General features: G+C 67.9%; 9 protein-coding genes. 5 read left to right on the top strand and 4 right to left on the bottom strand.

Features of this window, described 5'->3' with window-relative positions; translation table 11 throughout:
- Window positions 1-20 precede the first annotated feature (20 nt).
- From mobF to ACYU8I_RS12810, 3 genes are all read right to left on the bottom strand, one after another.
- Window positions 21-2,864: a MobF family relaxase gene (gene mobF, locus ACYU8I_RS12800; protein WP_460841375.1), complete on the bottom strand. Its 2,844-nt coding sequence runs from the start codon at window positions 2,862-2,864 to the stop codon at window positions 21-23.
- Between the two features lie 371 nt (window positions 2,865-3,235).
- Window positions 3,236-4,564: a restriction endonuclease subunit S domain-containing protein gene (locus ACYU8I_RS12805; RefSeq protein WP_460841376.1), complete on the bottom strand. Its 1,329-nt coding sequence runs from the start codon at window positions 4,562-4,564 to the stop codon at window positions 3,236-3,238.
- A 126-nt stretch (window positions 4,565-4,690) separates the two neighbouring features.
- Window positions 4,691-6,955: an N-6 DNA methylase gene (locus ACYU8I_RS12810; RefSeq protein WP_460841379.1), complete on the bottom strand. Its 2,265-nt coding sequence runs from the start codon at window positions 6,953-6,955 to the stop codon at window positions 4,691-4,693.
- Between the two features lie 99 nt (window positions 6,956-7,054).
- Here ACYU8I_RS12810 and ACYU8I_RS12815 point away from each other — a divergent pair, with 99 nt between their 5' ends.
- The gene (locus ACYU8I_RS12815) at window positions 7,055-7,999 is read left to right on the top strand and encodes a tyrosine-type recombinase/integrase (RefSeq protein ID WP_460841382.1); all 945 of its coding nucleotides are present in this window, start codon (window positions 7,055-7,057) and stop codon (window positions 7,997-7,999) included.
- A gap of 17 nt (window positions 8,000-8,016) precedes the next feature.
- Here the strand turns inward: ACYU8I_RS12815 and ychF are convergent, their stop codons facing one another.
- Window positions 8,017-9,093, bottom strand: a complete 1,077-nt coding sequence (gene ychF / locus ACYU8I_RS12820) for a redox-regulated ATPase YchF (protein ID WP_460841384.1) — start codon at window positions 9,091-9,093, stop codon at window positions 8,017-8,019.
- Window positions 9,094-9,179: 86 nt separating this feature from the next.
- Between ychF and ACYU8I_RS12825 the strand changes: the two genes are divergently transcribed.
- Genes ACYU8I_RS12825 through ACYU8I_RS12840 form a run of 4 tightly spaced genes read left to right on the top strand, consistent with a single transcriptional unit; the run spans window position 9,180 to window position 14,485 of the window.
- On the top strand, window positions 9,180-10,679 hold the full coding sequence (locus ACYU8I_RS12825) for a long-chain-fatty-acid--CoA ligase (protein ID WP_460841387.1): 1,500 nt from the start codon (window positions 9,180-9,182) through the stop codon (window positions 10,677-10,679).
- A complete protein-coding gene (locus tag ACYU8I_RS12830) occupies window positions 10,676-12,415 on the top strand; it encodes a PHA/PHB synthase family protein (protein WP_460841389.1) in 1,740 nt (579 codons plus the stop codon). The genes ACYU8I_RS12825 and ACYU8I_RS12830 overlap by 4 nt, the downstream gene beginning before the upstream one ends.
- Window positions 12,399-13,256 carry a poly(3-hydroxyalkanoate) depolymerase gene (gene phaZ / locus ACYU8I_RS12835; RefSeq protein WP_460841391.1) on the top strand — a complete coding sequence of 286 codons (858 nt, stop codon included), beginning with the start codon at window positions 12,399-12,401 and terminating at the stop codon, window positions 13,254-13,256. The genes ACYU8I_RS12830 and phaZ overlap by 17 nt, the downstream gene beginning before the upstream one ends.
- The gene (locus ACYU8I_RS12840) at window positions 13,253-14,485 is read left to right on the top strand and encodes an acyl-CoA dehydrogenase family protein (RefSeq protein WP_460841393.1); all 1,233 of its coding nucleotides are present in this window, start codon (window positions 13,253-13,255) and stop codon (window positions 14,483-14,485) included. The genes phaZ and ACYU8I_RS12840 overlap by 4 nt, the downstream gene beginning before the upstream one ends.
- Window positions 14,486-14,583 lie beyond the last annotated feature (98 nt).

The raw sequence follows: 14,583 nt of genomic DNA on the forward strand, positions 1-14,583 counted from the left end.
GTCGACTAGGTCCGAACCCGTCACCGGCCGACTCGAGGTCGCCGTCCCTCAGCGTGTCGCGGGCTAAGCCGTTCTGGTACGCGCCGCGCTCTTGGTTCGGGCGACGTTGATCGCAGCGGTGACAAAGGGCCGTATCTCTCGATGTCCGCCGCCGCCACCTTGGCCGCGTGAGCGGGGCCAAGGTCTGCACGGTTTCGAGTGGCAGCGGCGACCCACTGCTTGCGCGCGTCGTCAACATTTTCGGCGACGAGGTGGGCGGTGTTGCGGTGGCGCCCGCGCGTCATGGCGACGTAGACCGCGGCCGAACCGGTGGTTTCGCCAAGCAGTAGGTGACTGGAGTCGACGGTGTCGCCTTGGGCGCCGTGGACGGTGGTGGCGTAGGCGAGTTCGAGGTGGGCGGAGACGTAGTCGCCGGGCAGGGTCCGGGTGCCCTTGTTGTCGCTGGCGATGACGACTCCCCCACCTCGGTTGCCGCCACCGCCGGAACCGTCGGTCGAAGTGAGGCTGGTGATGTTCCAGCGGTCGCGGTTGGCGACCCCGAGGCTGCCGTCGTTGCGTCGGGTGGCGACCTGGTCCCCGACACGTAGCGGCAGTCCGCCGCGTCCGGCTACGGCTGCAGGCAAGTCGGATGGGGCGCTCACGTCGCCGTGACGGAGGTCAGCAATATGCTGGTTCAGGGCGGTGACCTGGGCGTGGGTGTCGGCAATGACGGTCTCGCCGGCGGCACCGAGATCGGCGAGCGCCGCGAGGCGTTCGACGTCGGAGGCGTGGATGACGATGCGTCCGCAGGCGTGAAGCTGGTTGAACACGTCTACTGGATTCTCGACGGTGCGCATGGCCAGGGTAAGGCGGGCGTACTCAGGATCGGCGAATCGGTGTACGACGTCGCTGGTGACATGGTCGGCCGGGTGAACCGCCCTGATCGCCTGGTCAAGCACGCCACCGCGACCGACGGCGGGAAGCTGATGACGGTCGCCCATAAGCGCGACCCTGGCCCCCGCCTCCTCGACAATCTTGAGGATCGCGAGAGCGGTGTCTTGGTCGAGCATTCCGGCCTCGTCAACAACCAGCAGGTCGCCCGGCCGTAGCCTTGCGCGCGGGTCGACCTCGGCCGGAGCGACCGGGACGCGGTGACGGGTGCCGATCTCGGTCCACCTGTGGCCGTGGGCGTGAATGAGCCAGGCGGCCGAGAACGCCGTCACAGCGATTTGCTGCTGCGCGACCTGCGCCGCTTTGAGGGTGGGGGCCACCACCACCATTCGCCGCTTCATCACAGCACCCCCGTCCCCATGAGCGCCCCCCACCGGGGCCAAGCGCGAGGTGTCGCGGGTGTGGTCGAGGCGCTGCTTCAGTGCGGCCAGGGTGGTGGTCTTGCCTGCTCCTGCGGCGCCCTCGACGACCACTAAGCGGCTGGTCCCGGCCAGCACACAAACCGCGTGCTCCTGACGTGCGTCAAGACCAGCCGGCGCAGATCCCGTGTGGTGTCCCCCAAGGCGTCCCCCCAGTCCGTCTGGGGCCTGGGTGTCAGTGGCGTCCCGAGTTCTGCCCCGGGCGAGCACGGTGAGCCGGTCGATCAGCTGGTCCTCGACGGCGAGCACTTGGGGGGACGTCAGGGCGCGAACGTGGTGCGGGACGTCGCCGCGGTGCAGCAGTGGCACACTGGCGGCCACGGCCCGGCCGGTGGCGTCTTCCGCCAGCTCGCGGCGGGCGGCGGGGTCGGTAACCACGTTGATGGCGGCGAGGACCCGCTCGACCTCTCCACGGAGGTCGGCAGCGTTCCAGGCCGACCGCCTCGCGCCGAGCCGCGTTACGGCCATGTCGGCAATGGCGTCCCGGTCGATCGACCCCGCCCTCATGGGCTCCACCTCACATCTTCGAACTGGTGGAGCGAATCCCTGCTCGGTCAACTCCTCGCACCACCGACGGGCTAGCGTCTCTCCGTCGAGGGGGACGACCTTGTCGGGGCGGGCTTCGGCCCAAGCCCGCCGGTCCCACGCCCGTCGTAGACCCGGGCCCGGCTCGGTGCCGGGGTGCTCGCGACGCCATGTGGCTTCGTAGCGGTCGATGTTGGCGGCGACTTGGGCTGCCCGGGCGCTAAAGGCTCGGGCGTGGGGGGCGAGTTCGAGGATCTCCCCGGTGGTGTGGTCGAGGTGGTAGCCGTGGCCTGCTAGAACCTGCCGGAACTGTGGGTTGCACTGCATCGCGGCGTGACCGATGCCGTTGATGGCGTCGATGCTGTCAACGATCCCGACGGAGTGCAGGCCTCGCCACCGCCCCATCGCGTGTACCCGGGCGTTGAGCTGCAGGTGGAGATGGCGGTGCGGGTCACCTGCTCTCGAGGTGTAGTGCCGCACCGTGACCGCTTCCAGCGCGTCGATCGGCACTTGCACCTGCCGGCCCCGTGGCCCGATACGAGTGGTGGCGTGCTCGGCCAACCAACTGATGATCTCGGTCGCCGCCTGGTCCTGCGCCGCGTCGTAGGCATCAGCGATCTCCGAGTGCAGCGCCGCGGCCAGCGACCACGTCTTCGGACCGTTGACCACCACCTCCGCGAACCGCAGCGCCTGCGGGTCAGTTCGCAGCCGGCCCTTCGCCTCGCCGGTCTCTGGGTCGAACCCAGCGACCCACGCCTCGTACGCATCCCCGTCCAGACCGTCGGCCTCTCGCACGACCAGCAACGCCGCGGTGGGCATCGACCCGTCCGTCGGATCTGACGCTGCTGGTTGCGCTCGTTCCGCAACGAACCGTCGAGCAATGCCGGTGCCCTCACCCAGGTAGTAGTCATCGGCCCGAGAGCGGTCCGCCTCGACATAGGTGCGAGCCGCTCCCGGGGCACCTCGATAGAACTTCACTCCACCCTGCACGCGGCCCCACCACCTCGCGCCCCCGAGACGTTGGAGAGGGCCCGTCTACCTAGGGTTGCGAGACCAGCTCAGCGATCACCGGGGACGCGCCACGCACCGCCGTAGCATGCGTGCCGCTCAGATTCAGTCACGGGCCGTTCCGACCGCTGGGTGGGTGCAGGAGTGGCCACGAAACTGGAGTTCAGGAATGGGTGGGGTGAGGACTCTGAGACCGGAGTCCGGTTTGGACTAGTTGTCGGCGGCGATCTAGGGAACTCGGAGCGGTGCCCTATCAGTCCCCCCGAGCCGATCCGGTGAAATGAGTGGCCACCGTGCACGCGAGCGCGAACTCGCCTCAGCCCACGTGAACCGCAGGCTGGCACCCCCGTCTGCTAGGCCCTCATGGACCGGTCCGTCCCCTGACTCAGAAAACCCTCGAGGATTCGCACGGCTTCGCCCATCTGAACTGCGGCGTGGCCGAATCTGAGCCAAGCGTCGTTGGCTGAGGCAGCGTCGCTCGGATCTACTGACGGCACCCAAATGTTCTCGACGTCGCCCGGATTCATGTGGTCGACGACCGAACCGAAGGACAGCGCGTTGATCTGCAACCGCGACTCCGCCGATGCAACAGCCAGCCAGAGCGCAGCGGGGTCGACCCCCGCGCGTGGAACGAGCCGCATTACATCGTTACTCGCCAGCCAAGACGATCGCTCGGCAGTGATTAAGGCGGGTGCACCCTGCTTGCCCTCAGCTCTGCCGACCGCCCCAAACACGGTCATTCCCTCCACGAGCTCGTACTGGGCTGGGTCCCTGAACGACCGATCGGAGACGTAGCGCAGGTTGACAGGCTCAAATTGCAGCAGTTGCCGGCCCGAGAGGATGGGTCGGCCGTGCCCGGACTCGACGTAGTAGCGCTTGTATCGCACCGGCAGATGCGCGGTCGCCAAGTCGCCGAGGCGGACTCCGTCCGACGCTGCACGCTGCCGTGCGGCCCGGACCTGGGGTGCGTAGTAGCCGGCATCTAGCCGGTCCGGAAGCTCTGACGCGTGCATGGTCCAGTAGGTCCCAAGCGCGTTCCGCCCGGCCCGCGCCGTGCTTCCCAGGACGGCGCCACCGGAGACATCTGAGACGCCCTCGAGCAAGGCCCCCTGGTCATCGCGTGCGTACTTGCTAACGAGCGACCGCAACGACTTGCGAGCAATCGAAGCCTCCTCGGCGGAGATCTCGGCATGAGTGACGATGTCCTCGAACACACCGCCAGTCGGCACAGCGACCGGGAGGGACGCGACGTCGGAGACGGTGATGTGGTCGATGACTGATCCGCTCCGCCCTCTACGGAGCAATGCTTGGCCGACACTGCTCTTGAGGTAGGCCAGCAGAAAGACTCGCATCGCCGGGTCGGTCACCGAGATCCGGATCATGTCGTGGCTCAGCGCTAGCCCAGCCAGCGATTCGTCAGCCATGGTCACGGGGCCAAGATTCCGTCCCGAGCAGGTCTGTAACAGATCGCCGTCGGCAATCGTCAGACGTGCGATGTCACGGTTCCGCAGCAATGCCAACCTGTCGGACGCATCCGGAAGGTAATCGAAGACATCGTACGGCCGCAGGTATGGAATCCCGGCCTCCGCGGGCGCTGCGTACGCGCGAGCAAAGCGGGGTGGGTCCCACACGGACGCAAGGTCACCCAGGCTTTGAACCTTGACCCCGGCAGCCTCGAGCACCGCGAGATGCTCGCTCGCGGCAACTCCCGGAGCGGTAAAGAAGTGCGCATCAAGACGGTCGTGCGCGAGGGCGAATCCGGACCGAGTTGCAGAAGTGATCATCGGAGCCTTCGGACGACGGCCGACTCAGCGGTTTTCACCAAGCCACCGTAGGTATGCGGTAGCGACATCGCCGAGCTCATCGTCAATCTGCCGCTCGGAGACCTCGACCTGCGTAAGGACCTCTTCCCCAGTTTCGGTATCGATAGCAGCGATTGTTTCCGTGCGGGTGATGGTGACGTCATCACCTTCGAGCGTCCGTCGATAAAGTACATTTCCGCGCTTGTCGTGGCCGATGCGTTCAGCAATGGCCATGAAGATCGGGTAATCCAGCGTGGACGACTCGGCAGCGGTTTTCTCCGCCGCACTGAGCCGCCGCCCAAGCAGCATGGACGTCTGCGTGTCGTTCTTTGGCTGGAACAACTCACGAGCCATGTCAACCACACCAAGGAGTTGCACGTTCTGAAGGAGCCAGGTCCGGACGTAGCCGAGAGCGGGGTTGTTCAAGATCCCATTGGGGAGTACGACAGCAAAGCGCCCTGTCCCCGGGACAAGGAATTGCACGATCCGCTCAATGAACAGGATTTCGGGCGGTTGACTCTTCTGCAAAACAGCCTTGCCGTTGGAGTCCGTTCTCTTCTGCCAGCCCGTGGCCGTGCGGTCCCACATCGCTGCGAGGTCGTACTGCTCGAGAATCTGTTGGTCGTCGATAAGAATGTTGGCGCCGAAGGGTGGGTTTGCCACAACGCAGTCGATACTGCCAAGTGCAACCCGTTCCGCAGCGTCACCGGACCAGGTCCGCGGGTTTGCCAGAGTGTTGGCCTGCCACAGGCCGCCTGACCCATCGTTGTTCATCACCATGTTCATTTTCGCGGCACGAACGAGGCCAGGATTCAGGTCGAGACCGTGCACCTTCGAAACGAAGTAGTCAGCACGTCGACGGAACAGTTCATCTCGCTCCTGATCGGTGCCACGCGCAGGCTCCACCCATTCGGCTCGTTCCTCGTTATCAATATGCGTGAGGGCGTGGTTCATGGCGGTGATGAGAAACCCACCAGTTCCACAGGAGGGGTCCAGAAGTCGCTCAGTGGGCTGCGGGTTGAGCATCGTCACAGCCATCCTGCATGCGTTACGGGGTGTGAAGAACTCCCCCCGATCGCCGCGCAGGTTGGACCCTACGATCTCTTCGTACGCGACGCCCTTGACGTCTACCGGGCTAGAGAGCAACGAGTAGCCTTGTAGCTGACTGACCACGAAGGCCAGCACGGTCGGCTTCAGGTCGATTACGCGGTCTGACGTCGGAAATATTGCGCCGTACTTGGTGAGAACCTTCTCCTCGAAGATTCGCTGGACCCGCGTTTTGGCCGCCGCCGCGCTCGTAGTGCTAGCACGTTCCGAAGCGGTCACATAGAACTGCAAACTGCGCGAGCGCTCATCTTCGATCTTGGTAAAGATTAACTTTAGGAGTTCCCAGAATGCTTCGGCTTTTTGCTTTCCCTCCGTACCGGCGATGTAGTTGTGGCAGCGCCGGAAAGCAAACAACAAATTGTCAGCCGTGGCAGGCTTGAGATTTCGTCGCTGAGGCCGTTGCGCGTCAGCTTCGGTTTGCCCGAATGCTGGTATGTCTATTATCTCTTCGAAGGAGAACCCGCCGCGGCCATCTTGACGCTTGGCGAGACAGTACTGCTCCTCGCCGTTCGTCCAGATTCCATACTCGGCGTTGAGGCAAGCAGCCATGTAGCTACGGAGCTGGTCCACGCCCTCACTCCTGTTGCGTGGACTAGTGCCGGCCCGCTTTGTTTCGATAAGAATCCGCGCGTTCGCTTGCTCATGAGTCGCGCCAGTAGCAAATACTACTACGTCGACCCGTTTCCGCGACGAACCAACCTTTATTGCGAACTCGGGAAAACAGTCGGTCGGAGCGTATTTGTATTGTCGAACGAGAGCCTTCTCGAGATTTTGACGCACGTACTCCTCGGGCGTATCGCGCACATGCTTCCCGGTCAGGAAGTCGGCAACTTTGCCCTCAGGTACCGCCCCCGTCGCAATCGTCACAGTGGGGCTCAGCGGGGCAGACATACGCTCCTGACTCCGGGGGTCGACGGCAACCTCGATTCGGCGAATCTTAGCCCGTGCCATGAGCAACCCTTCGGCGGCCAGCTCTCTCAGACACTCGCCATCGGATGTACGCCCACCGGCCCTGGTAGCGAGTTCGGGGTGGCGCGCAGGCGGAGTGCTTGGTAAGGAGGGGACTGGTGGGAGGAGGCCTACGAGATGGCGCACGGCAGCGTGGACCGACGAGGGAGTTCGTGGCGAGCTCGCTACCGGCATCCCGAGACGGGCCGACAGCATCAGGCGACCTTCCGCCTACAGGCTGACGCACAGCGCTGGCTACGCGCGCAGCTCAGGGCGATCGATGTGGGCGGGTGGACTGACCCTCGCGCGGGCCGGGTGACGCTGGCGGACTACTACGAGCGTTGGTCAGCGCGGCAGGTGTGGGCTAGCGGCACTGAGAAGGCGATGTCCTTGGCAGTGCGGTCCGCGCCGTTCGCAGATCTTGAGCTGGCGAAGATACGTCACACCCACGTCGAGGCCTGGATCAAGTCGATGTCGGTTGGCACTTCTAGCCGCCGAGCCCTGGCCCCCGGCACCATCAAGACCCGGGTCGTCAACGTCCGCTCTGTGCTTCGGGCGGCAGTGCGCGACGAACTCATCGCCAAGGACCCAAGCGACGGAGTTCGGCTGCCACGTCAGCGCAAGCGCGCAGCGGCGATGACGATCCCCACCCCCGGCGAGGTCGGTCAACTTATGGAGGCGGCCAACAACCACTTCGTCGCCTTCGTGGCAGTCGCAGCCCTCGCGGGCTTGCGCCTGGGCGAAGCTGCTGCACTTCAACTTGATGACGTCGACTTCCTAGGGCGTCGGATCAAGGTGCAGCGACAGGTACAGCGAGCGGGACATGGCCGGGTCGAACTGAGCCTGCCCAAGTATGGCAGCGAACGTGAGGTGCCCGCTCCCCCGCAGCTGCTTGAGATCCTTGCTCGCCACGTCGAGCTTGGCCCGAGCGGCGAATGGCTGTTCGGGGGTGGCGACGCTGACCCGCCGCACCAGAACACAGTCGGGTACCAGTGGCGGCAGACATTGGCCGCAGCCGGCACAGGCCACTTCCGACTGCACGACCTCCGTCACTTCTACGCTTCCGGGCTGATCGCCTCGGGCTGCGACGTGGTAACCGTCCAGCGAGCGCTCGGCCATGCCAAGGCGACCACGACATTGGAGACCTATAGCCACCTCTGGCCCTCCGCGGAGGACCGCACCAGAACCGCCGCGACTACCCTCGCCGGCGAGGTCCTCTCCGCTGGTGTGGGCAAGGTGTGGGCAGAAATGCAGAGATAGGCGCCTGACCTGCGGCGTTACACGTTGAAGCGGAACTCCACGACGTCGCCGTCGGCCATGACGTAGTCCTTGCCCTCCATGCGGACCTTGCCCGCCGACTTGGCGGCGGCCATCGAGCCCGCGGCGACGAGGTCGTCGTACGAGACGATCTCGGCCTTGATGAACCCCTTCTGGAAGTCGGTGTGGATGACGCCGGCGGCCTCGGGGGCGGTGGCGCCCTTCTTGACGGTCCAGGCGCGCGACTCCTTGGGGCCGGCGGTGAGGTAGGTCTGCAGGCCGAGGGTGTCGAAGCCGACGCGGGCGAGGGTGTCGAGGCCGGGCTCGTCGACGCCGGTCTCGGCGAGCATCTCGCGGGCCTCCTCGTCGTCGCCGAGCTCGACCAGCTCGGCCTCGAACTTGGCGTCGAGGAAGATCGCCTCGGCGGGGGCCACCAGCGAGCGCATCCGCTGCTTGAGGTCCTCGTCGGCGAGCTCGTCGGCGTCGCAGTTGAAGACGTAGAGGTAGGGCTTGGCGGTCAGCAGCGACAGCTCGCGCACCAGCTCGCGGTCGATCGTGGTCGCGATGATGGGCGTGCCTGCCTCCAGCGCCTCGAGCGCCTCCTTGGCGGCGGCGAGGTGGGCGGCCCTGGACTTGTCGCCGCGGGCCTCCTTCTCCAGTCGCGGCACGGCCTTCTCGACCGTCTGCAGGTCGGCCAGGATCATCTCGGTCTGGATGGTGGAGATGTCGGAGGCAGGGTCGACCTTGCCGTCGACGTGGGTGACGTCCTCGTCGCGAAAGACGCGGGTGACCTGGCAGATCGCGGCCGACTCACGGATGTGCGAGAGGAACTTGTTGCCGAGCCCCTCCCCCTGGCTGGCTCCGGCGACGATGCCCGCGATGTCGACGAACTCGACGGTGGCGGGCAGCACCTTGGCCGAGCCGAACAGCTCCGCGAGCTTCGGCAGACGGGCGTCGGGGACGCCGACGACGCCGACGTTGGGCTCGATCGTCGCGAACGGGTAGTTCGCCGCGAGCACGTCGTTCTTGGTCAGGGCGTTGAAGAGGGTCGACTTGCCCGCGTTGGGGAGGCCGACGATGCCGATGGTGAGTGCCACGTGGGCGGAGTCTACGTCCGTCGTCCGGTGTGGCGCCGCTCACGTACGGGTAGGTAGAGGGGACACCCCCGAGCCCTGGAGGACACGTGACCAACCTCGCCCACAACCTCGCCGCCACCGCCGAGGCCCACCCCGACCGCCCGGCGCTCAAGCTCGACGACCTGGTGCTCACCTGGGCCGACGTGCAGCAGCAGGCACAGCGGGTCACGGCGCTGCTCAAGGCCGAGGGCATCGAGCCCGGCGACCGGGTCGGGATGGTGCTGCCCAACGTGCCGATGTTCCCGGCGATCTTCTACGGCGCGCTCGCCGCCGGCGGGGTCGTCGTACCGATGAACCCGCTGCTCAAGGCGCGCGAGGTGCAGTACTACCTCGAGGACTCCGGGGCCAAGATCGTCTTCGCCTGGAAGGACGTGGCCGAGGAGGCCGGCAAGGCGGCGGGCCAGGTCGGCATCAGCTGCGTCGCCGTCGACCCCGCCGACTGGTCCGAGGTGCTCGGTGGCCACGAGCCCGACACCGACGTCGTCGAGCGCGACGGCGACGACGACGTGGTGCTGCTCTACACCTCCGGCACCACCGGCCAGCCCAAGGGCGCCCAGCTGACCCACCACAGCATGGGCAGCAACGCCGCCACGAGCGCCGAGACCCTCATCGAGATCGACGAGAGCGACGTGGTGATGGGCTGCCTGCCGCTCTTCCACGTCTTCGGCCTGACCTGCGGCCTCAACGCCGCCGTGCTCAAGGGCGCCTGCCTCACCCTGATCCCCCGGTTCGACCCCGACAAGGCGCTCGAGGTCGTCGGCCGCGACAAGGTCACGGTCTTCGAGGGCGTGCCGACGATGTACGCCGCCATGCTGCACTCGTCCAAGGCCGACGACGCCGACCTGTCGTCGCTGCGCACCTGCATCTCGGGCGGCTCGGCGATGCCCGTCGAGGTGATGAAGCAGTTCGAGGACACGTTCGACTGCCAGGTCTTCGAGGGCTACGGCCTGTCCGAGACCTCCCCCGTCGCCTCCTTCAACCAGCCCGGCCAGGAGCGCAAGCCCGGCTCCATCGGCACCCCCGTCCGCGGCGCCGAGCTCAAGCTCGTCGACGATGACGACCACGAGGTCGACCAGGGCGAGGTCGGCGAGATCGCCATCAAGGGCGAGATGGTGATGAAGGGCTACTGGGGCCGCGAGGAGGCCACCGCCGAGGCGATCCGCGACGGCTGGTTCCACTCCGGCGACCTCGCCAAGGTCGACGAGGACGGCTACTACTTCATCGTCGACCGCAAGAAGGACCTCATCATCCGCGGCGGCTACAACGTCTACCCACGCGAGGTCGAGGAGGCGCTCTACGAGCACGAGGCGGTCGCCGAGGTCGCCGTCATCGGCATCGCCGACGACCACTTCGGCGAGGAGGTCGGCGCCGCCGTCGCGCTCAAGGAGGGCGCCTCCGCCGAGCCCGACGAGCTGCAGGCCTTCGCCAAGGAGCGGCTCGCCTCCTACAAGTACCCCCGCGCCGTGTGGATCGTGCAGGAGCTGCCCAAGGGCCCCACCGGCAAGATCCTGCGCCGCGAGGTCAGCGCCCCGGACGGCGACCAGTGAGCGCCGAGCGCGTCGCCGACACCGACGACGAGGGCCCCGAGGCCGTCGGCGGCAACGAGCTGTCCACGCCGTTCCAGCTGCTGCTCGCCGACGCCGGCCGCGGTCCCGTACGCCGCTTCGTCCCCGGCGTCGCAGGCGTGAAGTTCGGGCTCGGCCTCGCCCGCCACCCGCGACGCGTCGCGCGGCGTACCGCCGGGCTGGCGGCCGAGCTGGGCAAGGTCGCCATCGGGCGCTCCGAGGTCGAGCCGGCCGCCAAGGACCGCCGCTTCGCCGACGAGGCCTGGGAGAAGAACCCGCTCTTCCGCCGCACCATGCAGGGCTACCTCGCCACCGGCGCGGCCGTGCGCGGACTGGCCGACGACGTCGGGCTCGACTGGGCCGACGACCTGCGGGTTCGCTTCCTGCTCGACAACCTCGTCGACGCCCTCGCCCCGACCAACCACCCGCTGCTCAACCCCAAGGTCGTCAAGCGCACCTTCGACACCGGCGGCGGCAACCTCGTCGAGGGCGGACGCCGCTTCGTGCGCGACTTCGCGACCCCGCCGCGGGTGCCGTCGATGGTGGAGAGCGACGCCTTCGAGGTGGGCCGCGACATCGCGGTGACGCCCGGCGCGGTGGTGCTGCGCACCGACGTCTTCGAGCTGATCCAGTACGCGCCGCAGACCGACAAGGTCCGCGAGGTGCCGATGCTCATCGTCCCGCCGACGATCAACAAGTACTACATCATCGACCTCGCCGAGCAGCGCTCGCTCGTGGAGCACCTCGTGCAGCAGGGCCAGATGGTCTACTGCATCTCCTGGCGCAACCCCGACGTGCGTCACGCCGAGTGGGACCTCGACACCTACGGCGCCGCCATCATCGAGGCGATGGACACCGCCCAGGCGATCGCCCGCCAGGACAAGGTCGGCATCTTCGGGATCTGCTCCGGCGGCATGATCGCCTCGATGGTGCTGGCCCACCTCGCCCACGTCGGCGAGCTCGACCGGGTCGCGTCGTACTCCCTCGCGGTCACCGTGCTCGACCAGGCCCGCGCGGGCGTCACCAGCGCGCTGCTGTCGCACAAGTCGGCGGCCGCCGCGACCCAGATGTCGAAGGACAAGGGCTACCTCGACGGGCGCACCCTGGCCGAGATCTTCGCGTGGCTGCGCCCCAACGACCTGATCTGGAACTACTGGGTCAACAACTACCTGATGGGCCACGCCCCGAAGGCCTTCGACATCCTCTACTGGAACGCCGACCCCGTGCGGATGAGCGCCGGCATGCACCGCGACTTCATGGACCTCGCGCTGCGCAACGCGCTCGTGCACCCGGGCGAGTCGACGATGCTCGGCTCCCCCGTCGACCTGTCGACCATCACCACCGACGCCTTCGTGGTGGCGGGCATCGCCGACCACCTGTGCGAGTGGCAGTCGTGCTACCAGGCCACGCAGCTCTTCGGCGGCGACACCCGGTTCGTGCTGTCGACCAGCGGCCACATCGCGGCGATGGTCAACCCGCCCGGCAACCCCAAGGCGAGCTTCCAGACCTCCCCCGAGAAGGACGGCCACCCGGTCAACCCGGCCGACCCCGAGGCCTGGCTCGCCGCCGCCACCAAGGTCAAGGGCAGCTGGTGGGAGAGCTGGACCGACTGGCTCGACGACCGCTCCGGCGACGAGCGCGGCAAGCCCCGCAAGCTCGGCAACGCCGACCACCCGCCGGTCGCCGACGCCCCGGGCACCTATGTCCACGACCGCTGAGCCGACGGCCGAGGGGCCGGCCACCGACCGGGTCCGCCAGGTCACCGTCCGCGGGGTGACCGCGCGGGTCTCGGAGCGCCCGGCGACCGGGCGCCGTACCTCAGAGCCGCCGCTGCTGCTGTGCAACGGCATCGGCGTGAGCCTCGAGGTGCTGCAGCCCTTCGTCGACGCCCTCGACCCCGAGCGCGGCGTGGTGCGCTTCGACGTCCCCGGTGTCGGCGGCTCGCCGGTGCCGCCGACGCCGTACCCCATCGCCGCGCTGTCGTCGTGGGTCACCGCCCTGATGCGCCGCCTCGGCCACGACCGCTTCGACGTGCTCGGGCTGTCGTGGGGCGGGGGCCTCGCGCAACAGCTCGCCGTGCAGTCGCCGCGACGCGTACGCCGCGTCGTCCTCGTCGCCACCGGCACCGGCTCGCTGATGGTGCCGGCCAGGCCGAGCGTGCTGCGCATCATGTCGACCCCGCGGCGCCACCGCGACCCCGCGTACGCCGCCGCCGTCGCTCCGCTGATCTACGGCGGCTCGATGCGCACCGACCCCGAGCGCGGCGCCCGGCTGCTCCACGGGGCGACCCGGTCGGGCCCACGCCGCGGCTACTACTACCAGCTCGCCGCGATGGCCGGCTGGACGTCCCTGCCCTTCCTCGGCCTGCTCCGGCAGCCGACGCTGGTCATGGGCGGCACCGACGACCCGATCATCCCGGTGGCCAACCCGCGGATGCAGGCCCGGCTGATCCCGCGGGCGCGGTTGCACCTGTACGACGGCGGCCACCTCGCGCTGGTCACCGAGGCCGACGAGCTGGCGCCCGTGGTCGAGGCGTTCCTGGACGAGGAGAGCTCATGAAGGACCCGCAGCCCGAGACCGACACCACCGTCGACGCCGAGGCGGTCGACGAGACGCCGTTCAGCGACTTCCTCGGCTTCGAGCTGCTCCTCGAGGACCAGGACCGCGAGCTGCTCAGCGCCGTACGCGCCTGGGCGACGCGCGAGGTCGAGCCGATCATCAACGACCACTGGACCCGGGCGACGTTCCCGATGGACCTGGTCAAGGGGATGGCTGAGCTCGGGATCGCCGGCCTCGCGCTCGACGGTCCCGGCTGCCCTGCACGCGGTGCGCTCGTCGAGGGCATGGTGCAGATGGAGCTGGCGCGCGTCGACCCGTCGATCGCGACCTTCATGGGCGTCCACGGCGGCCTCGCGATGGGCTCGGTGCACGTCGGCGGCTCCGACGAGCAGCGCGAGCGCTGGCTGCCCGCGATGGCGCGGCTCGAGCTCGTCGGCGCCTTCGGCCTGACCGAGCCCGACGTCGGCTCCGCGATCTCGCAGGGCATGACGACCACGGCGACGCGCGACGGCGACGAGTGGGTGCTCAACGGCCGCAAGAAGTGGATCGGCAACGCCGACTTCGCCGACCTCGTCGTGATCTGGGCCCGCGACACCGCCGACGACCAGGTCAAGGGCTTTGTGGTCGAGCAGGGGCCCGAGGGCTACCCCGGCATGACCTGCACCGTGCAGCAGGACAAGATCGCGCTGCGCGCCGTGCAGAACTCCGAGATCGAGCTGGTCGACTGCCGCGTGCCCGAGGCCAACCGGCTGCAGCGCGCCGAGAGCTTCCGCGCCACCGCCGACGTGCTGCGGCTGACCCGGATGGGCGTCGCGTGGATGGCCGCCGGCTGCGCCCGCGGCGCGTTCGAGCACGCGCTGCGCTACACCAAGAGCCGCGAGCAGTTCGGCCGCCCGATCGCCGGCTTCCAGCTGGTGCAGGACCTCCTGGTCAAGATGCTCGGCAACGTCACCTCCTCGACGGCCATGAACGCCCGCGCCTCGCAGCTGCAGGACGCCGGCAAGCTCCGCGACGAGCACGCCTCGCTGTGCAAGGCCTTCTCCACCACGCGCATGCGCGAGGCGGTCGGCTGGGCCCGCGAGGTGCTCGGCGGCAACGGCATCCTGCTCGAGCACCACGTCGGCCGCTTCGTCGCCGACGCCGAGGCGATCTACTCCTACGAGGGCACCCGCGAGGTCAACACCCTCATCGTCGGTCGCGCCATCACCGGCGAGAGCGCCTTCGTCTGACGCTGGTCACGGCCGTGCTGGCCGAGGTGCGAGGGCCGCGCCCTTCGTGACGCCCCGCTCGTCCCTCGCGGGTCTCCTCAGGGAGCTGACGCACGCCT

It is taken from the genome of Nocardioides marmoraquaticus (genome assembly GCF_054777915.1).

Bases quoted from the DNA above. Each gene is read 5' to 3' on its own strand.
- ACYU8I_RS12810 (WP_460841379.1), bottom strand. From the start codon at position 6,955: ATGCTGTCGGCCCGTCTCGGGATGCCGGTAGCGAGCTCGCCACGAACT.
- phaZ (WP_460841391.1), top strand. From the start codon at position 12,399: ATGTCCACGACCGCTGAGCCGACGGCCGAGGGGCCGGCCACCGACCGG.
- ACYU8I_RS12840 (WP_460841393.1), top strand. From the start codon at position 13,253: ATGAAGGACCCGCAGCCCGAGACCGACACCACCGTCGACGCCGAGGCG.